Raw genomic sequence first — 23601 nt, forward strand, 5'->3', positions numbered from 1 at the left:
CTTTAACGATGATTTCCCTGGAAATTTCGACATTACTCTTTAAAAAATATTTTATATAATGCTCATCCATTGATAAAATAGGGTATATACTATAAGAGATTATGAAAATAGAACACTATTACTAAAATGTTTTTAAAGAGGAGAGATTACCCTTGAATTTCAGAAGTGCAATGACAGCAATCGGTATTTCGGCGCTCTGTCTCTTGCCATTTAACACAGCTGGTGCTGAACAGAATGAAGGTCAGGAAGTCCAAAGCCACTCGGCTTTTAAGATGAATTTGAAAGAGAAAAAGCTTCCTCAGCAGCTCTCTCGCTTTTTCTATGATTCAGGGTTGGAGTTTACATATCCGGATGCTGTCAGAGGTATCTATGTAACGGGCCACTCTGCTGGAGGCAGCCGTTTTGACAGACTAATTGACTTAATTGAAAATACTGACCTTAATTCCATGGTCATTGATATCAAAGATGACTGGGGTAATATTACGTATGAGACGGAGCAATCCCAATATAAAGATATCGGCAAATCTTATATCAAGGATCCACGGGCGATGCTTGAGAGATTAGAAGAAAAGCAGATATATCCTATAGCCCGGGTAGTAGTGTTCAAGGATTCCGTCTTATCGAAAGCGAGACCTGAGTTATCTTACCTCGAGGGAAGCGAGGTTTGGAAAAACGGCCGTGGTGAATCGTTCGTTAATCCTTTTATGAAGGAAGTATGGGATTATAATGTTGGGATTGCCATCGAAGCTGCAAAAATGGGCTTTCAGGAAATCCAGTTTGACTATGTTCGATTCCCTGAAGGATTTGAAAAGAGGGATACTGAGTTAAAGTACAGTATGGGTGACTATGCCGATATGGATGCTGATAATGTACAAAAAAGGGTCCACGCTGTTACAGATTTTGTTGCTTATGCCAAAGAACAGCTCGAACCTTATGGAGTAGACGTTTCGGTGGACATTTTTGGTTACACGGCTACACTGCCTGAGGCACCAGGAATAGGACAGAATTTCTCTAAGATCTCTGAACATGTGGATGTCATTTCCTCCATGATCTATCCGAGTCATTGGACCTCCTATTTTGGCATTAGTAAACCGGATTTGGAACCATATAACCTGATCACAGAATATGCAAAACTTGAAAACAAAAAACTGGCCGAACTGGATACTCCTCCGACTTCACGCCCTTGGCTGCAGGACTTTACAGCATCATGGCTGGGATCCGGGAATTACAAACAGTATGGAAAGGCAGAAGTGGAAGCGCAAATTAAAGCGCTTCAAGACCAGGGAATCAACGAATATCTTCTATGGAATGCAAGCAATAACTACACAGAGAATGTGGACTTCACTCCTTAATATATCGAAAACCAGCAGGATTACCTGCTGGTTTTTCGTTTGACTCTATAAATAACCTTATTGCAACGTAAATCCCGCCTGCGTTTGGTTTGACTTTTCTTCTCGGTAAGGTACAATTAAATTGGTAATATAAACCGCTTTACATCCACTTTTTATCCCACTTGCTGCTTTCCTATCTTCTTGAAAGCAACCGTTAATCCCTAAAATAATTTGGAACAGATTTCACAGCGGTGTTTAGTATCTTGAACTGTCAGGTAATAATAATTATGGGCATTAACACAATCAAAAAAAATGACTTAAATGAAAAAGAAGGAGTAGATCCATGCATTGGTATGAGAAGTTAAATCAATATTTTCCTGTGGAAGAAATGAAATCAAAAGAGCATATGGAATCTCTGCTTAGAGAGCGGAGTGATATTTATCATAAGGATGAAGATGAATATCATGTCTTGATGTATGCTGAGCTGAAAGACTTTATTTTTATTGATTATCTCTTTGTCTCTTCGAAAGCGAGAGGACAAGGGTTGGGACATAAGTTGATCGAGAAGCTCAAAAAGAAAGGAAAGCCAATCATTCTTGAAGTTGAGCCGGTAGATTATGAAGATACAGATACAGAAAAAAGGCTGAAGTTCTATAAAAGGGAAGGCTTTGAGCATGCCTCAAGTATAGGATACCGCCGCCGCTCTCTTGCAACTAATGAAATCAATGAGATGGAAATCCTGTATTGGGCCCCGAACAATGAATCCGAAGAATTGGTCTACCAATCGATGATCAAAACCTATGAACTTATCCATACTTATAAGGACACAAAATTTTATGGTGCATCTTATCAGCCGGCCGAAGAGGTTTTGAATTTAGAAGAAGAAAAGAATACGGATATTCTCAAAGATATCTGAACGATGAGAAAACCTTGTTGAATATTTTTTCAACAAGGTTTTTTTACAGCTGTTAGTCTGCAGGCCATAAAACAGGCAGTTCATGCACGATGGGCTGGATGTCATGGGAAGTCCCTTGCTTTTATTAAACTAAATTAGTCAAGGTGCTTGTAGGGGGAAAAAATCTAAAAAAAGATAAAAAAATTGGTTTAAGTGTTTTATTTTCGGGTAAATGTGAATTAAGACCTTAAGAGTGTTTAACCTCTGTATATTACGCTGACAATTTATTTAAAACTATATTCAATTGAATAATTTTCATGTATAATACATAATAGAGATTTCTTCTTTAAACTAATTATTATCTAATAAAGTTAAGTTTAAGAAAACTCTACTTGTGAATTAAGTCTTAATAATATAAGGGAGTGTGAATGGTTCATGGTAACTTTGTTCACTTCACCTAGTTGTACATCCTGCCGTAAGGCGAAAGCTTGGTTAGAAGATCATGAAATTCCATATAATGAGAGAAATGTTTTCTCAGAGCCGTTAAGTATTGACGAGATTAAGGAAATCCTGAGAATGACAGAAGACGGTACAGATGAAATAATTTCTACCCGTTCAAAGACATTCCAAAAGCTTAATGTTGAACTTGATGCTCTTCCATTACAGAATCTTTTTGAACTGATTCAGCAAAACCCTGGTTTGCTACGCAGACCTATTATTATGGATGAAAAGAGACTCCAAGTAGGATACAACGAAGATGAAATTCGTCGATTCCTGCCTAGAAGAGTTCGTACATTCCAGCTACTTGAAGCGCAGCGTATGGTCAACTAATATATATTCATTTCCTTCATGTCTCTACATGAAGGTCTTTTTTTTAGGCTGTATTTTTAGAGACGTTGGCTTTAAATATAGAAACATTACTGCTTGGAATAAGCGTGAGGAATGTGATCTCCTCTGACACTTGCGGGACGTCTACTATCAGCGTTTAGCCCACTGGACCAACCACCCGCATAAGAACGTTTTTCTTCGAAACATTTGTCTGTCGCTTCTAATCGGGTTGCTTTCACTCTAGTGACAGGAGTACCTGAGTCTGTGTGCCAACAAGACGTCCCCCGCAAGCGAGCAGCCGGGGAGGCGCACATATAAAACAGAATCAAGTATCTCTTACAAATAGATATAATACATGCGGAAAGGTCCTAATGTAAACAGGAATGCTTCATTTTAGGTTTTGAAGCTCCTATCTAAGGTTATTAGATAAACAAAGGAAGAACTATTACTTGAATTCTCAATGAAATTAAGCTAAACTAACCAAAACACTGGAATGTATTTGATCTTTCTTTAGTGAAAAATAGGCATATTTTTAATTCCATTTCTTCATGTTTTATCATAAAATAGGAGTACAAGGTATAAACTAATTCAACTGAGATTGCTTATCATCGAGGTTCTTTGGGGCAAGCTTTTTCTCTGCATATACTTTTAGTGAGAAAAACCCAAAAGGATAAATTAGTGTAAATAGCCTACATCATTTTCAGAGCTAGTTGCTCAGGGGTGCAGTCCCTTCACCAACATTGAACAGAAGGGAGAGGTGTTTGATGGAGATAGAACGCATTAATGATAATACTGTAAAGTTTTATATTTCATATGGCGATATAGAGGAAAGAGGGTTCGACCGGGAAGAAATTTGGTATAACCGGGAGAGAAGTGAAGAACTTTTCTGGGAAATGATGGATGAAGTTCACCAGGAAGAGAATTTTACGATTGAAGGTCCATTGTGGATCCAAGTACAAGCTCTTGATAAAGGTCTGGAAGTTCTTGTGACAAGGGCACAAGTTACTAAGGACGGGCAGAAATTCGAACTGCCTATTCCAGAAGATAAAATCAAAGACTTGCCTGTTGATGAACGAATAGAAGATTTTCTCGATCAGCATTTTCAAATGAAACAGGATTCAGCAGAGAATGAAGGGGCTTTGGAATTCACAATAAAGTTCAAGGATTTTGAAGATGTCATTTCACTATCCAAGAAAATGTCCGCTTCGACCTATGAACATCTTTCAACGAAGTTGTTCTCCTATGAAGGAACTTATTATATTCATCTCGAGTTTTCAGATGAATACTTTACAGAGGAAGAAATCGACAATGTATTGAGCATCATGCTTGAGTACGGAAATGAATCAAGTTTGACTGTGCATCGATTGATTGAGTACGGTACTTCCATAATGGAAGAAGATGTCTTCAATACGGTAACCAAACATTTCAGTTAAATCATACACATCGCATTCTCGAAAAATGAGGATGCGTTTTTTTTGTGACTAAAAAGGAGATAGCCTCTGCAGAAGCGAATGATATAGACAGGAGGTGACGTATGCTGACCGCATTGAATAAACGTCAAAAAATAATAACGTTGACCCGATTGTCATCAGAAGAAATAAATAAGTTGAAAGACGACGAATTCTTTTGTCCCGAATGCTGCGCTCCCCTTACTATCAAAGCCGGCCATATCAAGATTCCTCATTTTGCTCACAAATCAAGGATTCGCTGTGAGGGCATCCGTGAACCTGAAACCCACCAGCATATGAAAGGAAAAACCATCCTTTTTCAACACTTCTCTACTTTTCTTCCTCATGTTACTTTGGAAACATATCTTCCAGGTATTCAACAAAGACCCGATTTATTCATACGTAGTGAAGGGAGAAGGTTTGCTATAGAATATCAATGTTCGCCAATAAGCATTACTGATTTTGCTGAGAGGACCAAAGGTTATATTCAAGCCGGTATTGAACCAATTTGGATATTAGGGAAAAGAGTAAAGGCCAAAGGAGCCAGAACCATAGTTTTATCAACTTTTCAGCAAAGTTTTATTCGTCACAGCCCGCATGCTGGATATTGGTTAGCCTATTTCAACAGCGATACAGAGAGCATTCATTTTTTCTATAACCTTTCCCCTGTCTCCTCAAATACGTTTACTTCCGAAACACACTCTTTGTCTGTCACATCCATTCCATTTCCATTCACACTTCCATCTAAAAACAATAGAGAGAATCAAATGAGTTGTCATTTTGCTGATAATAAAGCCTGGATCACCAGAAGAATGACATACAACCGCGGGGTGAAAGATCCCTTTTTAAGAGCAGTATACTTAAACCGCGATCATTTAATGAATCTGCCTGAGTTCATCGGGCTTCCAACAGAACATATGATACTCTTTAAAAGCCACCCGGTCGAATGGCAGTATTTCTTATGGTGTGATGTTTTTAAAAACAAAAAGAAAGGGACGCGGATATTGGTCGAAGAAATAACAAGCTGCCTGAATAATAGAGCAAATTCCGGCCTGGTTCATTTTCGCAGCCTGCCTCTAACAAATAGTCAACTTAAAAAACAAGCCTTGGAAGAATATTTGTTGGTTTTAGAAAAAAGAGACATAATAAAAAAAGTCAGCGGTATGGAATATATATTATTATCTCCTCATACAAAGTAACAGTGGAAGAGCTTGATGGCTTTGACGAAATAACCCATCTCTTGCAGGAATTTCTTTTTTGATAGAGAATGTAAGAAGGAAGGTTGAATTTCGATATACGAAAGAATGGAGGATACATATGGCAAACGAAACAGCAGTAAAGAGTCTTCCGAATCGTAAGGATATTAAGGAAGAGTTGACATGGAGACTCGAAGATATTTTTGCGAGTGACGACTTATGGGAAAAAGAATATAAAGAAGTACAAAAACTGATTAAAGAGGCAGGCAGTTATCAGGGGACACTTTCTGAAAGTGCAGAACACCTCTACAAAGCACTGAAATTCCAAGATGAAGTGTCTGAGAGAATGGGCAGGCTGTATACCTATTCTCATATGAGATATGACCAGGATACAACCAACTCTTATTATCAGGGACTTGATGACAGAGCCAAAAGCTTATATACACAGCTGTCCAGCTCATTTGCTTATCTTGTTCCGGAAATACTGGAGATGGAAGAGAGCAGACTTAACAGTTTCTTAGAGGAAAATAAAGATCTTAAGCTGTATAAACACGCCTTGGAAGAAATCAACTTACAGCGACCACATATTTTATCTGCTGAGCAAGAGGCGCTTCTTGCCCAGGCATCTGAAGTTTTGAGCTCATCAGCCAATACATTCGGCATGCTGAATAATGCTGATATGGAATTCCCGAGTATCAAAGACGAGAATGGAGAAGAAGTGGAAATTACACACGGCCGCTATATCCGTTTCTTGGAAAGTGATGACCGCCGTGTAAGGGAAGAAGCCTTCAAGGCTGTATATAAAACTTACGGCAAGTTTCAGAATACATTCTCAAGCACCCTAAGCGGCACGGTTAAAAAAGATAATTTTAGTGCTGAAGTGCGTAACTATAATTCTGCCCGTCATGCAGCCCTGTCTGCCAACAACATTCCGGAGACCGTTTATGAAAATCTAGTTAAGACGGTAAATGATAATCTGCATCTGCTTCACAGATATATCAAGCTCCGCAAAAAAGTGCTTGGACTTGATAAGCTTCATATGTATGATTTGTATACTCCTCTTGTAAAAGAAGTGAAGATGGAGATTTCATATAATGAGGCAAAGGACATGATCCTTAAAGGTTTGACACCGCTTGGTGATGAGTACATTGAACTGCTGAAGGAAGGGTTCGAGAACCGCTGGGTGGATGTTGTCGAGAATAAGGGCAAGAGAAGCGGAGCCTATTCCTCCGGTGCATATGGAACAAATCCATACATCCTCATGAACTGGCAGGATAATGTTAATAATCTGTTTACTCTGGCTCATGAATTCGGCCACAGTGTACACAGTTATTATACAAGGAAATTCCAGCCATATCCTTATGGCAATTATTCAATCTTCGTAGCAGAAGTAGCTTCGACTTGTAATGAGGCTTTGTTGAATAATCACCTGCTTAATACGATTGATGATGAGAAGAAACGTTTGTATCTGCTGAATCATTACTTGGAAGGATTCAGAGGAACCGTCTTCCGCCAGACGATGTTTGCTGAGTTTGAGCATATCATTCATAAGAAGGCTCAAGAAGGTGAAGCATTGACTGCTGAAATGCTGACCAAGGAGTACTATGAATTAAATAAAAAGTACTTCGGTGAAGAAGACATTACTATTGATGAGGAAATTGGCCTGGAATGGGCACGCATCCCTCATTTCTATTACAATTACTATGTTTATCAATATGCGACCGGCTTCAGCGCGGCCACCGCATTAAGTAAACAGATTCTTGAAGAAGGACAGCCGGCAGTGGAAAGATATATTGAATTCCTGAAATCGGGAAGCTCTGATTACCCCATTGAAGTATTGAAAAAAGCGGGCGTGGACATGACAGTCTCTCAACCGATTGAAGAAGCCCTGAAAGTATTCGAAGAAAGTTTAAATGAAATGGAAAAGATGCTTTCTTAATAAGAAGTAACAGGAAGGCCATGATCATCGTATCATGGTCTTTTTTGTTGTTTTTGAGCTCTTTTCCATACAAAACCAGGAAGAGATTTTAGCAATTAGGTGATTAGGAGGCAGTGCTACAGTTGAGGTTTTTTCTTCTTCTTGGGTTTGCTATTTGCTATCTGCTATCTGATGATACCAACGGGTCTTGAGAGAGGCCCTCAAGGTCATTACATCCTCAAATCGATCTCCAAAGTGTCTTGAGAGAGGCCCTCAAGGCCATGAAGCGGCAAAAAGAGAATTGAAAGTGTCTTGAGAGAGGCCCTCAAGACCATTACATCCTCAAATCGATCTTCAAAGTGTCTTGAGAGAGGCCCTCAAGGCCATTACATCCTCTAAACGATCTGCAAAGTGTCTTGAGAAAGGCTTTCAAGGCCATGAAGCGGCAAAAAGAGAGTTGAAATGGTCTTGAGAGAGGGCCTCAAGGTCATTACATCCTCTAAACGATCTGCAAAGTGTCTTGAAGAAGGCCCTCAAGGCCATGAAGCGGCAAAAAGAGAGCCTAAATTGTCTTGAGAGAGGCCCTCAAGGCTATTACATCCTCTAAACAATCTCCAAGGTGTCTTGAGGAAGGGCCTCAAGACCATGAAGCGGCAAAAAGAGAGTTGAAATGGTCTTGAGAGAGGCCCTCAAGACCATTACATCCTCTAAACGATCTCCAAAGTGTCTTGAGAGAGGCCCTCAAGGCTATTACATCCTCTAAACGATCCCTAAAGTGTCTTGAGGAAGGGCCTCAAGGCCATTACATCCTCAAATCGATCTCCAAAGTGTCTTGTAAGAGGCCCTCAAGTTATCAAGCCAGCCAAAACAAAGCTATTTCGTATTGATAGTTGTTTTCTGAAATATTCATAGGGGGTACAATAGCTTTTTTCTCTGAACAGGGTGATTGCTCTTTCTTTCTGCTTACTTACCTGGATGATTTCTGTGAGTTATGGCTATATCTTTTGTACTCCTTAGAAAAAATGCAACAAAGACTAGAAAACAGCCAAAAGAAAAAAACCTCCATTTCTGGAGGAAACGAAATTCGTCAATGTCTAAACCCCTTGAATCTCTTCCGGTTATTGAAATAATTCACCAACAAAAGAAGTGATAAAAACAGAAGAGGGGATGTAAAGTATATAGGGTAAAGATGCATCAGGCCAAAGATATTAATGACGAAAGCCAGCACAATAAATAGAATCAAGAGGGTCAACTTTATATCAGGTTTCATGATCTAACAGGCCTCCTAAAGAAGTCTCCTTACAATTATATGAAAACACATGTTTATAATACTTGCTGTTTAGAATAAATTAAAAAACAGTTATAAAACAATTTGACAATATTGTGAAATAATAAACAAACAACTTGCACATACAAGTTGTCTCATGCTATATTATGTACAAGAAGTTGATCACAACAAACATATACCCCTTTGTTTGACCGTGAAAAATTTCTCCCATCCCCTTTGTTTGTATAAGAAAACCCGCTGTCTTGGACAGCGGGTTTTCTCTTTATCTTATGTTAATATATTGTTTTAGCCGATTAAGAAGAGAGGTATCTCCAAAACGTTCCGTGCTTCGCGGGAACCTTTTCAACTTTTTTCTGAAGCATCCACTTCTTCATTTGTTTATCAACCTCATTCATGCTCATATCATAAACAACCGCAATTTCCTTAGTTGCAACCATTTGATAATACTCAAGGAAGTTTTCCAGAGAAGGGAGAGCTTCCGGTTCCGGTTTAATGGAAAGCATTTCTTCCAGAATCTGTACGTATACTTCAAACGGATACATTCCAGTAACTTTTATTCCTTCATCTTCAATATTCTCATTAAAGAAGACGAGGGTAGGAATTTCATCCACATCCATTTCAGCCGTTATTCTTAAATCACATTGAAAAGCCTTTGAAGCAGATTCGGAATGAATATCATTTTTAAATTCCTGTAAATCCAGCTTGCTGAATTGGGCAATGTCTGTCAGCACTTCGAGATTTGATACGTTTTGTTTCCCTAAAAACAAGGTTTCCTGCAGTTTTCTGAAAAAACGGATTCCCGCATGTCTTCCCTGTAATTCAGCCGCTTTGATGGCGATGGAAGCCAAGTAAGGAGAATCAATCGGATTTTCAAACCATAGATTCCCGTCACAGGACATTCCCGAACGGCTTGCTGTTTTTTCCCATTGGCTGGCCATATTCTCTTGCTTCTTTTTGTTAGTCAGATTCAACGCGGTCAATTTTCCGCTTAAGACATTTTTAATTCTGAAATACTGCCCATACTGAATATGAAGCTTCTTAAGGATCGGTTCCAATGCCCAGCATTCCGGGCAGAGAGGATCGATGAACATGTATATTTCCAGAGGTTTTTTGTCAGGGCGGCACCTTTGAAGGTTCTTATTGTTATTCATGCTGCTCAACTTTCTTCACCATGTGTCTTATCAGGCGTGTTCACCATATGTCTGGCTGTCAGTACAAGTCTGGAGAAGAACTCTTCACGAAAATGCCCTTCAAGACCGATCTCGTCCATGGCTTCACTCATGCACGCCAACCATGCTTTTGCTCTCGTTGGTGTTATTTCAAAATTTAAATGCCTGGCCCTCATCATAGGATGGCCATGTTCTTCTGTATATAAAGGCGGTCCGCCCAGATACTGTGTGAGAAACTGTTTTTGTTTTCTGGCGGTTTCAGAAAAATCACTCGGAAATATGGGAATTAAATCAGGGTGTTTCCCCACTCTTGCATAAAAAGCATCTACAAGCATTGAGAGCTTTTTTTCGCCAATTGTTTCATATGGCGTCTTATGTTTCTCCATAAGTAGACTCCTTTTTGCATTGATTGTTTGTTTTATTTTAGCAATCGCCGAAAAATATCTCAAACAAATAGCTTTACTACCGTTCGCTTTCGGATAGTATCTGCTAATTACAGTGGGGCATTCGGGAGTCTGTTAGTAGTTTTTGGAGGGTGAAATCAGTGGATTTTGTGAACAGCATCTGCAGGTATTCAGTTACTCATTGAGCCGATAGCTGGATTCCCGGGCCAGTATAGGTGGGTTAATGAGAGGGGTATCTGGCCCGATAAATGACTCGTATCTATAGGTTTACTGTACCTCTTTGGAAATCCTCGCATGATAACTAACCAGGCGGATAGACAGTTTGTGCCCAAATATCCGAACAGGTTCAATCGGCCGCTCCTTGTTTGTTGAGCAGGCCGGTAAAAGAATCTTTTTTTGTCACTGGGATTTCTTTTTGACCGCCCGTTTTTTATTCTGCACAAAAAAACCGCTCACTTTTGGTAAACGGTTACTTATCTGAACTATTTAAGGTGACTTATGCAAAGTAATTGCTGGACACTTTCCGGACATATTGCATCGTCTCTTTGAATGGAGGGATGCCATTATATTTATCAACATTTCCCGGACCTGCATTGTAAGCTGCGAGGGCAAGCTCAAGGTTGCCATTATATTTATCCATCATTTGCCTAAGGTACTTGGTGCCTGCGAAAACATTTTGCTCTGGATCAAATACATCTGTTACGCCAAGACTCCTGGCTGTTGCGGGCATTAACTGCATTAAGCCGGACGCGCCGGCATGGCTGACCGCATCAGGGTTGAAGCTTGACTCCTGGCTGATGACAGCCCTGATCAGCTTTTTAGGAAGATTGTATTTCTCTGCTGCCCTGTTGATGATTTGGTCAAAAGAGCTTGGAACCGCAGTTTCAGCTTTGGCAACTGATGCAGCAGGGTTAAAAAAGGATGCCGCACTTTTACTCATCAAATAGTTGCCTGTATTCAAATTAGGAATCATTTGGCTTACTGAACCTAATCTTGCTTGATATGGCTGCTCATTCAATTGGCTGGCGAGAGTCTCATTCAGCATCTGCTGGAACATCGAAGGGCTGCCTGCACCTGAACCTGGCTGGGCAGATTTTGAACCCAAGCCTTGGAGTGCCTGCAGTTCAATCATGGTTTTTAACACTTGCACGTTCATTTCCTTGTATCTCCTTTAGCAGAATTGTCAGTTTGAATTTGCGGCTTTTAGGAATCTTTTGATTTTATTATCGGCAGGACGGGTGGGGATGTCCATAGATTCCAGGAAATTGTAGAAAATTTCTCTTCCTTTATTACTCTCTTTCACTTCATATTCTAACTCATAATCCTCATTGTTTAAATAGAAACTATAATCCAGCACCATTAATCCATCTTTATACCCGGTCTCGGCCCTGCTGGTAGATAAAGTCCCGAAATGGCGGAGGTTATTCTTATTTATACCAAGATTTTGCAGGGCGTCCGCAACTTCCCCTTCAGGAATGAGCCCTTGTTGGAGCATTGAGCGTGTTTCCTCCTCAGTTATAGGCTGGTTTGTTTCCAGCAGCCCTTCCTCTGCAGGTTGTTTCAGGGTGAACTCAAAGCGCCCCTTCTTTTCTCTGATTCGTAATGCACAATGCAATTCTTTCAATTCATTTGAATGAGTATCAAAATAATGGTTTTTTTGAAGCGAGAAGTCACCTTCAGTTAAAGAGAATCGGCTCTTGAGTCGCTGAAACTCTTCTTTTGTCAGCAGGTTTTTATATTCTATTTCAATTTCTTCCGGCATACTCTTCATCCTCTCTCTTATATTTCCATCACAAGTTTAACATAGATTGTTTAATGTCACTTTTGCTATCCTCTCTTCTTCTTTAGAAGAATACCCCTTATATGTGTTAAAATAATAGGCATAAAGCATTGAAAGGGGAACCATACATCTTATGAGAAAAAAAATACACTTAACCAAGGCTGAACTCTTGGGAGACAAACTGGTTTTACATAGCAGTGAAAAAGCGGAGGAAACCAATTTAAAGCCTGCCGGGCAGGTTCTCGTCGATTCGGATAATTTTTCGTTTGTTTATTTTGCAGAATCACAAGAAGACTATGTATTTATACATATTCAGGAAGAGTGCTGGTCAGCTTTGAAAGAGGCATTTGACCAAAAGCTGCCTGTCGTGGCTGATCTGGGAGAGGAGCATTTTCTACTGGAGGGTCTTCACGAAGAATTGGATTTCCTGATTGAAAACATTGAAGGCAACAGTAATTATGGGGAAGACATGGTCAAAAAAGTAGAAGCTGTCTTCTTGGAAAAAGCATAAAAAACGAAAAGCGGCGAACGAGTGGATGCCGCTGATTCAAAAAGGGAAAATGAGTAAGCATTGAAATCGAACAGGAAATGAGCTCAATTCCTGATAAGAGCTTTGAAGCTTAATATTGATAAGCTTTTGATTAAGAGGTGAACATATGAATCATTGGAATCAGTTTCTTGGGCCATACAAACAGGCAGTAGATGAGCTGAAAATTAAACTTAAAGGGATGAGAGGGCTCTATGAACTGGAGCGGGCCCACTCTCCCATTGAATTTGTTACAGGCAGGGTAAAACCTATAGCCAGCATTTTAGATAAAGCAACTCAAAAAGGTATACCGTTAGAGAAGATTGGGACAGAGATGCAGGATATTGCCGGTGTCCGCCTGATGTGTCAATTCGTGGAGGATATCCATGCTGTGGTCGAGTTGTTAAGAGCAAGGAATGATTTCCGCATCATTGAGGAGCGGGACTACATTTCACATAAGAAACCGAGCGGCTACCGTTCTTATCATGTAGTGATTGAATATCCAGTACAGACCGTCCATGAAGAAAAGATCATCCTGGCAGAAATTCAAATCAGGACACTTGCCATGAATTTTTGGGCGACAATAGAGCATTCTCTAAATTATAAATACCGCGGACAATTTCCCGAGGAAATCAGGACGAGGCTGCTGAGGGCAGCAGAAGCGGCATTCAGGCTCGATGAAGAAATGTCTCTTATCAGGGAAGAAATTCAGGAAGCACAAAGATTTTTCTCCAATAAGAAGGAACAGGAAGAGAAAAGGCGCGAAACGAAGGGGCAATGAGTTTCTGCTCCTTGAGGATAGGGAACTAGAAACTAAAAAAGGGTGTAGCTGTTATGAAATTTGCAATCACGTCAAAAGGAGATTCAAAGTCAAATACGCTTATGCATAAGATGCGTACATATCTGCAGGATTTTGAGCTTGTATACGATGAAGAAGAGCCTGATATCGTCATTTCAGTCGGCGGTGACGGTACGCTTCTTTACGCGTTTCACCGTTACAGCAACAGATTGGATAAGACGGCCTTTGTCGGGGTGCACACGGGACATCTCGGCTTCTATGCAGACTGGGTGCCTGAGGAGATTGAGAAGCTCGTCATTGCTATCGCCAAGACACCTTATCAAATTATTGAGTATCCCCTTCTTGAAACGATCATCCGCTATCAGAATGGCGGAAAGGAAACAAGATATTTAGGGTTGAATGAATCGACTGTCAAAAGTGTCGAAGGTACATTGGTTATGGATGTGGAAATCAGGGGTCAGCATTTTGAACGGTTCAGGGGCGACGGGTTGTGCCTGTCCACTCCATCAGGGAGTACAGCTTATAATAAAGCATTGAATGGTGCCATTCTGCATCCTTCGATTCAGGCCATCCAGCTGGCTGAAATGGCCTCGATCAATAATCGTGTGTTCAGGACAATCGGTTCCCCCTTGATTTTACCAGCACATCATACATGCATGCTGAAACCTGTAAATGTACCTGACTTCATGATAACAGTCGATCATCTTACACTTCTGCACAAAGATGTAAAATCAATTCAATACAGGGTGGCCGATGAGAAAATTCGATTTGCGAGATTCAGGCCGTTTCCTTTCTGGAAAAGGGTCAGAGACTCCTTTATCGCGGAAGACTGAGTCATATATATGATTTCGTATCATATGGATTGGAGTATTCCAGAGAAGGAGTCGGGGCTCGATATCAAGACGTTCCTGAATAAGCACAATATCTCGAAACGGATGTTGACGGATATCAAATTTGCAGGCGGAAAAATCTCTGTGAACAACCAGGAAGTGACTGTTCGATATGTCTTGCAGAAGGGAGATCATCTTTCAATCCTGTTTCCACCCGAGCCTAAAAGTCCGACATTACAACCAGAGGATATTTTACTCGATATCATTTATGAAGATAAAGATCTACTTGTGATCAATAAACCTCCATATATGAGCACGATTCCTTCGAGGGAACATCCTGATGGAAGCCTTGCAAATGGGATTTATGGGTATTACAGACAGAAAAAAATTGAGTCAGCCATTCATATTGTCACCAGGCTGGACAGGGATACATCCGGCCTGGTATTGGTTGCAAAGCACCGGCACATCCATCATCTGATGAGCCTGCAGCAGAAAAAGCGGGAAATTAAGAGGTCCTATGAAGCTATTGCGGAAGGTTCTTTTTCTGTGCTGGAAGGGAAAATTACCGAACCAATCGGGAGGAAGGATACTTCTATCATTGAGCGGGAAGTAAGAGAAGATGGAAAAGCTGCCATTACACATTACAGAGTGTTCCGTCAATATGAAGGCTATGCCCATGTCGGACTTGCTTTGGACACAGGCAGAACCCATCAGATCAGGGTCCATATGTCCTATAAGGGGCATCCGCTGCTCGGGGACAGCCTGTATGGGGGAAATCCCGATAAGATCGACAGACAGGCGCTGCATTGTCGCTCTCTTTCTTTTTTACATCCCAATACAGGTGAGCAATTGCATTTTCAGGTCCCGCTGCCTGTCGATATGAAGAGATTGCTTTAAGTACATACCAAAAGCAGCCGGTGCTGATGGAAATTGCAGCCGGCTGTTTTTAATTGGCTCTTTTCGTAACCTTTGTTGCTATTTAATACCAACTTAAAAAAATATCTGCTTAATTAACCAGAAATAGCCTGATAAACAAGGAAGAAAAGAGCTAATTCACCTTGTTCAGAGAAAAAAGCCTTTGTCTCCAAAGGAAAAATCCGGCTCTATCAATTACTTTGATCCTTTTCCTGTTTTATCAGCCAGGCCAGGTCAAATACATGGCCTGGCGAATCTGGTCAGGTCGCATGCGCTTTTGTTCTGAGAATGAAGTTTATCTACCTGGATTCACATCCCTGAATTTTTCAGCGACGTAAGGCATGCTGGACTTCACGCTTTCAATTGTCATTTCAGGATAGGAGAGTGAAGAAAGTTTTCCGCCAAAGACGGCACCCGTATCAATGTTGAAGGTGCGGTTGATCGTTCTTACTTCTGAAAATGGAGTATGTCCGTAGACTATATAGGCTTCTCCTTTGTAATTGAACGCCCAATCCCTTCTGACGGGAGTCCCATCTTCATTCGTTTCTCCGGTGATGTCACCATAAAGGACAAAGGTTTTGACCTTTTTATTTTGCTTACCTATAAGATCCTCTTTGATTCCTGCATGCGCAATGATCAACTTACCGGAATCAAGCTGCAGATAAAGGGGAGATTCTTCATAAAGCTCTATAAACATCTCCTTATACCTCTCAATTTCCTTCTCAGGAAGATTGCCTAGCTCTGCAACTGTTGTTTCCAGCCCATGGACAATCTTGACGTTATTGCCCAGAAAGTATCGATACAGCTTGTTGCAATGGTTGCCTGGTACATAATAGGCCAGCTTCTCTTTAAAAAGCTTCCAGACAGTTTCCACCACTTTCAATGAGTCGGGACCACGGTCCGTCAGATCGCCGACAAATCCAAGCAGCCGTCCTTCCGGATGGACTGGAATGCCGGAATCCCACTGATATCCAAGCTTCATTGTCAGCTCTTTAAATTCTGCATAACAGCCATGGATGTCTCCAATAATATCAAGTTTCATGGGGCTCTCCTTTCTTCTGAATGGATTTCATCATGATTTTTTTCTTTTTGAAAATTTTTGAGGCGACAATTTTTTAAAGATTTGCTAGTATTATTAGGACCGCTGTAGTTATTCTGATAAAATAATTTCTTAAAAGGCGTTTACTAGATGCTTTCTTACAGTCCTCTTAGTAATAATTCTCCTTTATTATAAATTTAAACAGCACTTTGCTTTTTTTATTTTCATGAAGGAAGTATACTGTTAAGTTCATAATACATCTGGCATAGATAAAAATTAAGGCTCTTTTCGTTTAGATTGTTACTATTTAGATGAGATAGTTGATTTCCGCTCCAGGTGCGCGACTCCGCGGGGCGGGCGGTGAGCCTCCTCGGCTGCGCCTGCGGGGTCTCACCTGTCATCAAAAGTGGAAGCGCCCTGATAAGCCCCGACAGGTAAATGTTCCTAAGAGAAAAAAAGGCGACCTTTCCTTTTTTCCTCTTAGGGTTATTTAACCCCGAGGGGCTGGGTGCTGGAACTAGACGTCCCGCTAATCCCGCAGGAGATCGCACACCTTACGCTCCAATCAACGAGTCATAAAAACAGCAAGAAGGATTAGTCTATAAGCAACACTCTTTTAGAAAAGCTGTTTTCGTATAGATTGTTGCTATAGGAAAAATCCAAAGGGCCGGATATTCCCCTTGGGTACAAGGGCTTTTCTCTCTGAAAAGGGTGAATAACTCCTTTCTTGTTGACCAAGATAATTTCTGTTAATTCTGGCCATATCTCTTGAACTTAATAGTAAATAGCAACAAAATTTTAGAATAGAGCCTTTAGAAAACATAAAGTGAACACTAATAAAATCAAGCAAGGAGGGTATGCCAATGTCTGCAGAAAATCAAGAAAAACGGGAAATTCAATTGGACGAAGATTACTTGACCTCTGCCCTTCAGAATGAAGAAATGGAAAAATTCCGTGAAGAGTTCATAGCTCTTCACTCCTATGACAGAGCAAAATTTTTCGAAAGGATCGATGATTCGCTCCGATTAAAAATGTATCAATATTTATCTCCGGAAGAAATGGCAGAGTTATTCGAGAGCCTTGATAAGGATGATACCGAATATCAGGAAATCCTTGCAGAAATGAACCCGTCGTATGCGGCGGATATGCTTTCGAACATGTATGCCGATGATGCCGTGGATGTGTTAAATGAGCTGGATAAAGATCAGGTTGCAAGCTACCTGACCATCATGAATAATGAGTCAGCCCAGGAAATCAAAGAGCTTCTCCATTATGAGGAATACACAGCCGGAAGTATCATGACAACCGAGTTTGTCGCCATATCGGCAAACCAGACGGTACGTTCGGCTATGACCATCTTGAAAAATGAAGCCCCGAATGCAGAAACGATTTATTATATTTTTGTCGTCGATGAGAACAGACGACTGGCCGGTGTCATTTCCCTGCGTGATCTAATTGTCAGTGATGATGATTCGATGATCGCCGAAGTCATGAGTGACCGTGTAGTATCCGTCTCTGTGGGGGAAGACCAGGAAGCGGTGGCCAGAACAATGCGTGATTATGATTTCCTGGCTTTGCCTGTTGTTGATTTCCAAAATCATTTACTGGGAATCATTACCGTCGATGATATCATTGATGTTATTGACGAAGAAGCTTCAGATGACTATTCCAAACTTGCCGGTATATCCGATATGGACACGGTTGACCGCAATCCATTTACAGCTGCCAAAAAAAGGCTGCCCTGGCTGATTGCATTATTGTTTCTTGGAATGTTCACAGCCAGTTTGATCGGTCGCTTTGAAGACACGCTGGATAAAGTAGCGATCCTGGCAGTGTTTATTCCGTTGATTGCCGGCATGGCTGGGAATACAGGAACACAGGCACTGGCAGTGGCCGTCCGAGGAATTGCAACTGGTGACCTGGAAGAGGAGAGCAAGTGGAAGCTTGTGGTCCGAGAAGCAGGTACCGGGCTGATCACCGGGACTGTGTGTGGAATAGTCGTCATGATTACCATATACGTTTGGAAAGGGCAATTGTTTTTAGGATTCCTGGTAGGTATCTCAATACTTGTTTCCTTAATTGTAGCAACACTCGCAGGCTCGCTTGTACCGCTTTTGATGCATAAACTTAAGGTTGACCCGGCGGTTGCTTCAGGGCCTTTCATCACGACCATTAATGACATTATAAGTATCATGATATATTTTGGTATGGCAACACTATTTATGAACTACTTAGTATAGAAAAGGGGGAAGTCTCATGGAACATGGTGCATCAGTGGCCTCACTGGTTATTGTAATCCTTGCAGCTTTTATCACACCTATTTTGCTTCACAGGCTGAAGCTTAATTTTATTCCTGTTGTAATTGCCGAAATCATAGTCGGCTTGATTCTTGGACGAAGCGGTTTTGACCTTGTCCATTATGATATGTGGCTTGAAACACTGTCTACGCTCGGCTTTATTTTTCTCATGTTCTTAAGTGGATTGGAGATTGATTTTTCTGCTTTTTCAAGCAGTGGGAAAAAGAAAGAGGTCCTGCCGAGTGGAAAACCTGAGCCGAACAGGCTGAAGGTTTCCATGATGATTTTTGCAGGAATCTTTTTCGTTTCGCTGGCATTATCCTACTTATTCGTTTTAGCCGGTTTGATTGATAATGCATTTTTAATGACATTGATCATCTCTACCATCTCCCTTGGAGTCGTGGTTCCTACATTAAAGGAAGCGCACATCATGAAGAGCGGCATAGGGCAGATCATATTGCTGGTAGCCGTCATTGCCGATTTGGTGACGATGATCCTGCTGGCCGTATTTGTCTCCCTTTATGGAGAAGGCCACGGCAACATGTGGCTTCTGCTGCTGTTGTTTGGTGCCGGAGTTCTTCTATACTTCCTGGCTAAGCGATTCAAGAATAATCAATTGATGAAGACACTTTCTACAGGGACGACCCAAATCGGAACAAGGGCTATTTTTACGCTGATCATCCTTTTGGTGGCTGTATCCGAATCAGTTGGTGCGGAGAATATCCTGGGAGCATTCCTTGCAGGTGTGCTGGTTTCCCTGCTTTCACCTAACCAGGAAATGGTCCATCGATTAGATTCTTTTGGATACGGGTTCCTGATTCCGATTTTCTTTGTGATGGTCGGAGTTGAGTTAGAGCTTTGGTCACTCCTCAGCGACCCGAAAATGCTCATATTGATTCCATTGCTGATGCTGGCATTCCTGTTATCGAAGCTAATCCCGGTGTATCTGCTTAGAAAGTGGTATGATAACAAAACGACGATTGCGTCAGCATTCCTATTGACATCCACTCTGTCATTAGTTATTGCCGCTGCCAAAATCGCGGAGCGTATGGAAATCATTACGGCCCAAATGAGTGGTACTCTGATTTTGGTTGCTGTCATAACATGTTTAGTCACACCTATTGTATTTAAAAAGCTGTTCCCTAAAGAGGTTATAGAGGAAAAACAAATCAAAGTTGCTTTCTTAGGGGCGAATCAAATGACACTTCCTGTTTCCAGGGAGCTGAAGTCTGCCCTTTATGTTCCTGTTCTCTACCATACAAAGCAGGACAAATCGAATCGGAATATCTCGGATTCACTGTTTGAGATTAATGAAATAGAAAGTTTTGATCTTAAAGTCATCGAGGAAAACAATATATTTGAAACAGATATCATTGTGGTGTCCACCGGAGATGAGGAACAGAATGCGACTCTCGCCATAGCGGCCAAGGAAGCCGGCGTTGAACGGGTCATTGTCCGTGTGGAAAGCCCGGACCTTGAAGAAATGCTGAGAGAGCAGGGAATCGAAGTGTTCTCTGTCATGCTTTCGACAAAGGCATTGCTGAAGGCATTGATCGAATCTCCTTCCGTCATGAACATCTTCACAAACCAGGAAACCTCACTGTATGAAATCAAGATGATGAACATTCAGTTTGAAGGCATGACGTTAAGGGAGTTTCCGTTCACCGGGGATGTTATCTTCGTCCGGATCTTCAGAGGGAAAGATTCCATTGTACCGCATGGTGACACTGAGCTTCATATGAATGACCGGTTGATCGTCACCGGGTCGAAAGAATATGTAGACGAACTGAAAAGAGAATTGGAATTCTGTGAATATTGTTGATAAAAACCTCCTGTCCATTGGGCAGGAGGTTTTTAAGTGGTCACAAAGGTTATAAAGAGGAGTGAAAATTGCAAACTTGAGAATGGGTCTATTGATTTCACTCCAGGTGCTTGACTCTGGGCGTGCGGTGAATAATAGCTGTTCAGAGACTAGCAAATGCTTTCCGCCCCGGGTAGTCGTACGCCTGTATAAAAACCAACAGTTGATCCCGTAAGACTATTAAGTAAGGAGAAATGGGGAGGCAATTGATTCTTCTTCATGAAAATTGGGCATAACTTGGATAGGCAGAATGCATTTCCTATCTTTTTTTTGCTCTAATCTCTTTCTTTCCGGATGTAAATGGGATAAAATTAGTATCAGGTACTAATAACATGTAATAATTAAGCGATTTAATAGGAGGATTAATATGACTCTTTCATTACAGGGAAAAACATATGTTGTGATGGGTGTAGCAAACAAACGAAGCATAGCTTGGGGTATTGCAAGAAGCCTTCATCAAGCAGGGGCACGATTGATTTTTACATATGCGGGAGAAAGATTCGAAAAAAGTGTCAAAGATTTGGCAGGAACACTGGAAGGCAGCGAGGATAACCTTTTCCTTCAGTGTGATGTAACAAGTGATGAAGATATTGAAAAATGTTTCGGAACAATTAAAGAAGAAGTAGGGACTATTCATGGTATCGCTCACTGTATCGCTTTTGCGAAAAAAGAGGAACTAGCCGGGGACTACATGAATACGACAAGAGACGGCTTTTTACTGGCTCACAATATTAGCTCTTATTCACTTACAGCCGTTTCCAAAGCTGCAAAAGACCTGATGGCTGAAGGCGGAAGTATCGTAACACTGACATACCTTGGCGGTGAGCGTGTACTCGAGAACTACAATGTCATGGGTGTAGCAAAAGCCTCCCTGGAAGCGAGTGTTAAGTATCTTGCAAGTGATCTCGGAAAGTCAGGAATTCGTGTTAATTCCATTTCTGCAGGACCGATCAGAACACTTTCTGCCAAAGGGGTAGGCGACTTCAATACGATTCTTAAAGAAATCGAAGAAAGAGCGCCATTACGCAGAAATACTACACAAGAAGAAGTAGGGGATACGGCGGTATTCCTGTTCAGTGATATGAGTCGCGGAATCACTGGAGAAAATATTCATGTGGACTCCGGGTACCACGTACTAGGTTAAATTATAAGTTGGAAGGCTGCTGCAGTGCATTAGGCCGGATTAATTTAAGACCATCCTAAAATACTTTAGAGGTACAAACCATTAAAAATCATAGTTCTGAGCATACGAATCTGCACCATTATTCGTATGCTATTTTTTATTAACGTAACTTCAAATTAAGCCCTTCGTTCCCTCCTCCATAGAAGCAAGGACCAAAATAGTAAAAGCACCATGAGTTCATATCATAAGGGAAGAAATTTCCCTTATTTTAAGTCCCCTTTCTCTTCCCTTGGTGAAATGGATTTGTTATGTGATTTTTTACGACTTTATAGAAAAAAGCAGTCCGTTTTGGACTGCTTTTTTTAGTTTTGCACTCCAAAACTGAACTACTTAACTTAAAATAGGGTGGTCTTTTTTTATTTTAAGAAATCAAAAAAGGTTCACTTCTTTGGATAGCTATTAGCTGTATGATCAATGTCTAGCTTCAGGACCCAACTCCCTTGGGGTCAATCATTGCGCTTGCACTTTTGTTCTAATCCTTCTCGAGCTAAGGTGTATGCCGGATTATGCAGCCCCGAGAGGTATATTGTACAAGGTTTAAGGAAAAGCAGGCTCTAAAATTATTGGAAATATTTTAGAAACCTCTAGGCAAATACTGCATACATTGTAAAAGGAATGAACCTCGGGAGGTGCGATCTATGAGTAAGAATCCTAATACCCGGTCCAAAACACCTTTGTTATATATTCAGCAGCCGGCACTTAAGGAAACACAAGCCAACATGCAGCAGCGATATTCTTCAAGAAATGCCCAACCAAAACCGGTTGAGAAAAAAACGGCTGAAACTGCAGCAGAAACCAAACCTAAGAGAAAGAAACGTTCTTACTTTGAAGATGATTTGGGGTCTTTATATGGGGAAGAACCTGCAAAAAAGGTTAAACACGAGGAAATTGCAGCTGAGCAGGATATAAAAACGGAGCAAAAAGAAGACAGGGAACCAGAGAACAGAAAAAGGTCTTTCTCCTTTAAACCGTTGAAACCTTTCAGGGAAATGGAGCTTGATGAAAAGATTGTTTATCTGTCCGGCTACAGTAACGGCAAAGCTCCATTTCCTTGTGAATTTGTCACAGCAGAGGAACGTTACAAAGGCATCCTGCTAAAGATTGAAGGAGATGCACTGATAATCAAGTCTTTTCAAGGCGACGAAATCGAAGTCAACAGAAGCTCCTTGAAAGCCATTAAAATCATAGGGTTATAAGAAGGCAATAGAAAAAAGCCGGCCGGATTGAGGTCCGGCTGGCTTCCCTAAGATTATTCACAGATGTCAAGGTCTCTGTCGGCAATACATTGAATTGCACAGAAGCAGCTCAAATCAACCGTGATACAGTTGTTTGTTTTCTTCCAGTCATCCACTTTACAAATTTGTTTAAAATCCAATTTGCCGTAGTCATTTACGATATCTTTGTTAGGATCCAAAACTCTCAACGTTGCACAGCAGTTATCAAAGATTTCTTCAACGCGGAAGTAAATGGACACACAGTTTGCATCACATTCACCGTGACGTTGTTTGAACAGAGCTTTGAACAATTCTCCGTTTTTATTGGTCAAAGTGAATACACGTGTATCTGCGCGGCGTCTCATAGCTGGACTGTTCAGATCACCAAGCGGTTCAAGGAAACAGCTGGTCGTACAATCTAAACAATCATCGTTTACTGCAGCATCTTGAATATCTTTAATGGCGCGAACTACTTCACATACACAGTTATCAGTAGAAACTCCACCTACATCATCTCTTTTTCCACAACCCATATTGAAAATCCTCCTTTAAATTGTTTATCGCTACACTAATAACATATTGTAGCCAAGGAGTTTAAGTTACGGATAATAGCCCTTTTTTCGCCAAAATAGGCTATAAGCCAGCTGTCCAATCCTAATTGGGCAAGAATCTACTTGTAA

The 23601-nt window shown here is 40.9% G+C and carries 20 protein-coding genes; 14 read left to right on the top strand and 6 right to left on the bottom strand.

All coding sequences use genetic code 11. From position 1 onward, the window contains the following. Nucleotides 1–170: 170 nt before the first annotated feature. From V1502_RS05880 to pepF, 6 genes are all read left to right on the top strand, one after another. Nucleotides 171–1352, top strand: coding sequence for a putative glycoside hydrolase (locus V1502_RS05880; RefSeq protein WP_409254292.1), 1182 nt, complete (start codon nucleotides 171–173; stop codon nucleotides 1350–1352). 322 nt (nucleotides 1353–1674) lie between these two features. Beyond that, nucleotides 1675–2247: a GNAT family N-acetyltransferase gene (locus V1502_RS05885; RefSeq protein WP_409253438.1), complete on the top strand. Its 573-nt coding sequence runs from the start codon at nucleotides 1675–1677 to the stop codon at nucleotides 2245–2247. A gap of 414 nt (nucleotides 2248–2661) precedes the next feature. Continuing rightward, a complete protein-coding gene (gene spxA, locus V1502_RS05890) occupies nucleotides 2662–3057 on the top strand; it encodes a transcriptional regulator SpxA (protein ID WP_006837718.1) in 396 nt (131 codons plus the stop codon). A gap of 761 nt (nucleotides 3058–3818) precedes the next feature. Next, nucleotides 3819–4487, top strand: coding sequence for an adaptor protein MecA (gene mecA, locus V1502_RS05895; protein ID WP_409253439.1), 669 nt, complete (start codon nucleotides 3819–3821; stop codon nucleotides 4485–4487). 101 nt (nucleotides 4488–4588) lie between these two features. Next, on the top strand, nucleotides 4589–5701 hold the full coding sequence (locus V1502_RS05900; protein ID WP_409253440.1) for a competence protein CoiA: 1113 nt from the start codon (nucleotides 4589–4591) through the stop codon (nucleotides 5699–5701). A 118-nt stretch (nucleotides 5702–5819) separates the two neighbouring features. Further along, a complete protein-coding gene (gene pepF, locus V1502_RS05905) occupies nucleotides 5820–7637 on the top strand; it encodes an oligoendopeptidase F (RefSeq protein ID WP_409253441.1) in 1818 nt (605 codons plus the stop codon). 1560 nt (nucleotides 7638–9197) lie between these two features. Here the strand turns inward: pepF and V1502_RS05910 are convergent. The 4 genes from V1502_RS05910 to V1502_RS05925 all read right to left on the bottom strand — a co-directional run bounded on the left by V1502_RS05910 (nucleotide 9198) and on the right by V1502_RS05925 (nucleotide 12239). Beyond that, nucleotides 9198–10055, bottom strand: a complete 858-nt coding sequence (locus tag V1502_RS05910; RefSeq protein ID WP_409253442.1) for a ClpXP adapter SpxH family protein — start codon at nucleotides 10053–10055, stop codon at nucleotides 9198–9200. 5 nt (nucleotides 10056–10060) lie between these two features. After that, nucleotides 10061–10459 carry a globin gene (locus tag V1502_RS05915; RefSeq protein ID WP_409253443.1) on the bottom strand — a complete coding sequence of 133 codons (399 nt, stop codon included), beginning with the start codon at nucleotides 10457–10459 and terminating at the stop codon, nucleotides 10061–10063. Nucleotides 10460–10973: 514 nt separating this feature from the next. Continuing rightward, nucleotides 10974–11633, bottom strand: coding sequence for a lytic transglycosylase domain-containing protein (locus V1502_RS05920; protein ID WP_409253444.1), 660 nt, complete (start codon nucleotides 11631–11633; stop codon nucleotides 10974–10976). A 27-nt stretch (nucleotides 11634–11660) separates the two neighbouring features. After that, a complete protein-coding gene (locus V1502_RS05925) occupies nucleotides 11661–12239 on the bottom strand; it encodes a CYTH domain-containing protein (RefSeq protein WP_409253445.1) in 579 nt (192 codons plus the stop codon). Between the two features lie 151 nt (nucleotides 12240–12390). Here V1502_RS05925 and V1502_RS05930 point away from each other — a divergent pair, with 151 nt between their 5' ends. The 4 genes from V1502_RS05930 to V1502_RS05945 all read left to right on the top strand — a co-directional run bounded on the left by V1502_RS05930 (nucleotide 12391) and on the right by V1502_RS05945 (nucleotide 15309). Beyond that, nucleotides 12391–12768 carry a hypothetical protein gene (locus tag V1502_RS05930; RefSeq protein ID WP_409253446.1) on the top strand — a complete coding sequence of 126 codons (378 nt, stop codon included), beginning with the start codon at nucleotides 12391–12393 and terminating at the stop codon, nucleotides 12766–12768. 145 nt (nucleotides 12769–12913) lie between these two features. Next, nucleotides 12914–13564 (top strand): GTP pyrophosphokinase family protein, encoded by a 651-nt coding sequence (locus V1502_RS05935; RefSeq protein WP_409253447.1) that lies wholly within the window; start codon nucleotides 12914–12916, stop codon nucleotides 13562–13564. A gap of 53 nt (nucleotides 13565–13617) precedes the next feature. Beyond that, complete coding sequence (locus tag V1502_RS05940; RefSeq protein ID WP_409253448.1) at nucleotides 13618–14415, top strand: NAD kinase; 798 nt, start codon at nucleotides 13618–13620, stop codon at nucleotides 14413–14415. Nucleotides 14416–14424: 9 nt separating this feature from the next. Next, on the top strand, nucleotides 14425–15309 hold the full coding sequence (locus V1502_RS05945; RefSeq protein WP_409253449.1) for an RluA family pseudouridine synthase: 885 nt from the start codon (nucleotides 14425–14427) through the stop codon (nucleotides 15307–15309). Nucleotides 15310–15622: 313 nt separating this feature from the next. Here V1502_RS05945 and prpE read toward each other — a convergent pair whose 3' ends face one another. Next, on the bottom strand, nucleotides 15623–16369 hold the full coding sequence (prpE, locus tag V1502_RS05950; protein ID WP_409253450.1) for a bis(5'-nucleosyl)-tetraphosphatase PrpE: 747 nt from the start codon (nucleotides 16367–16369) through the stop codon (nucleotides 15623–15625). Nucleotides 16370–17229: 860 nt separating this feature from the next. Between prpE and mgtE the strand changes: the two genes are divergently transcribed. The 4 genes from mgtE (at nucleotide 17230) to V1502_RS05970 (ending at nucleotide 22903) form a co-directional block, all read left to right on the top strand. Continuing rightward, entirely contained in the window at nucleotides 17230–18606 is a 1377-nt protein-coding gene (gene mgtE / locus V1502_RS05955) for a magnesium transporter (RefSeq protein WP_409253451.1), read from the top strand. A 16-nt stretch (nucleotides 18607–18622) separates the two neighbouring features. Next, a complete protein-coding gene (locus V1502_RS05960; RefSeq protein ID WP_409253452.1) occupies nucleotides 18623–20485 on the top strand; it encodes a monovalent cation:proton antiporter family protein in 1863 nt (620 codons plus the stop codon). Between the two features lie 406 nt (nucleotides 20486–20891). Further along, nucleotides 20892–21668 (top strand): enoyl-ACP reductase FabI, encoded by a 777-nt coding sequence (gene fabI, locus V1502_RS05965; RefSeq protein WP_409253453.1) that lies wholly within the window; start codon nucleotides 20892–20894, stop codon nucleotides 21666–21668. A 677-nt stretch (nucleotides 21669–22345) separates the two neighbouring features. Further along, nucleotides 22346–22903 carry a CotO family spore coat protein gene (locus V1502_RS05970; protein WP_409253454.1) on the top strand — a complete coding sequence of 186 codons (558 nt, stop codon included), beginning with the start codon at nucleotides 22346–22348 and terminating at the stop codon, nucleotides 22901–22903. Between the two features lie 53 nt (nucleotides 22904–22956). Here the strand turns inward: V1502_RS05970 and V1502_RS05975 are convergent, their stop codons facing one another. Further along, on the bottom strand, nucleotides 22957–23454 hold the full coding sequence (locus V1502_RS05975) for a CotY/CotZ family spore coat protein (RefSeq protein WP_409253455.1): 498 nt from the start codon (nucleotides 23452–23454) through the stop codon (nucleotides 22957–22959). Nucleotides 23455–23601 lie beyond the last annotated feature (147 nt).

This window comes from Rossellomorea sedimentorum (genome assembly GCF_046237645.1).
Lineage (GTDB): Bacteria > Bacillota > Bacilli > Bacillales > Bacillaceae_B > Rossellomorea > Rossellomorea sedimentorum.

Excerpts from the sequence above, each read along its gene's own strand:
- V1502_RS05880 (WP_409254292.1), top strand. The coding sequence starts at position 171 with ATGACAGCAATCGGTATTTCGGCGCTCTGTCTCTTGCCATTTAACACA.
- V1502_RS05885 (WP_409253438.1), top strand. The coding sequence starts at position 1,675 with ATGCATTGGTATGAGAAGTTAAATCAATATTTTCCTGTGGAAGAAATG.
- spxA (WP_006837718.1), top strand. The coding sequence starts at position 2,662 with ATGGTAACTTTGTTCACTTCACCTAGTTGTACATCCTGCCGTAAGGCG.
- mecA (WP_409253439.1), top strand. The coding sequence starts at position 3,819 with ATGGAGATAGAACGCATTAATGATAATACTGTAAAGTTTTATATTTCA.
- V1502_RS05900 (WP_409253440.1), top strand. The coding sequence starts at position 4,589 with ATGCTGACCGCATTGAATAAACGTCAAAAAATAATAACGTTGACCCGA.
- pepF (WP_409253441.1), top strand. The coding sequence starts at position 5,820 with ATGGCAAACGAAACAGCAGTAAAGAGTCTTCCGAATCGTAAGGATATT.
- V1502_RS05910 (WP_409253442.1), bottom strand. The coding sequence starts at position 10,055 with ATGAATAACAATAAGAACCTTCAAAGGTGCCGCCCTGACAAAAAACCT.
- V1502_RS05915 (WP_409253443.1), bottom strand. The coding sequence starts at position 10,459 with ATGGAGAAACATAAGACGCCATATGAAACAATTGGCGAAAAAAAGCTC.
- V1502_RS05920 (WP_409253444.1), bottom strand. The coding sequence starts at position 11,633 with ATGAACGTGCAAGTGTTAAAAACCATGATTGAACTGCAGGCACTCCAA.
- V1502_RS05925 (WP_409253445.1), bottom strand. The coding sequence starts at position 12,239 with ATGCCGGAAGAAATTGAAATAGAATATAAAAACCTGCTGACAAAAGAA.
- V1502_RS05930 (WP_409253446.1), top strand. The coding sequence starts at position 12,391 with ATGAGAAAAAAAATACACTTAACCAAGGCTGAACTCTTGGGAGACAAA.
- V1502_RS05935 (WP_409253447.1), top strand. The coding sequence starts at position 12,914 with ATGAATCATTGGAATCAGTTTCTTGGGCCATACAAACAGGCAGTAGAT.
- V1502_RS05940 (WP_409253448.1), top strand. The coding sequence starts at position 13,618 with ATGAAATTTGCAATCACGTCAAAAGGAGATTCAAAGTCAAATACGCTT.
- V1502_RS05945 (WP_409253449.1), top strand. The coding sequence starts at position 14,425 with ATGATTTCGTATCATATGGATTGGAGTATTCCAGAGAAGGAGTCGGGG.
- prpE (WP_409253450.1), bottom strand. The coding sequence starts at position 16,369 with ATGAAACTTGATATTATTGGAGACATCCATGGCTGTTATGCAGAATTT.
- mgtE (WP_409253451.1), top strand. The coding sequence starts at position 17,230 with ATGTCTGCAGAAAATCAAGAAAAACGGGAAATTCAATTGGACGAAGAT.
- V1502_RS05960 (WP_409253452.1), top strand. The coding sequence starts at position 18,623 with ATGGAACATGGTGCATCAGTGGCCTCACTGGTTATTGTAATCCTTGCA.
- fabI (WP_409253453.1), top strand. The coding sequence starts at position 20,892 with ATGACTCTTTCATTACAGGGAAAAACATATGTTGTGATGGGTGTAGCA.
- V1502_RS05970 (WP_409253454.1), top strand. The coding sequence starts at position 22,346 with ATGAGTAAGAATCCTAATACCCGGTCCAAAACACCTTTGTTATATATT.
- V1502_RS05975 (WP_409253455.1), bottom strand. The coding sequence starts at position 23,454 with ATGGGTTGTGGAAAAAGAGATGATGTAGGTGGAGTTTCTACTGATAAC.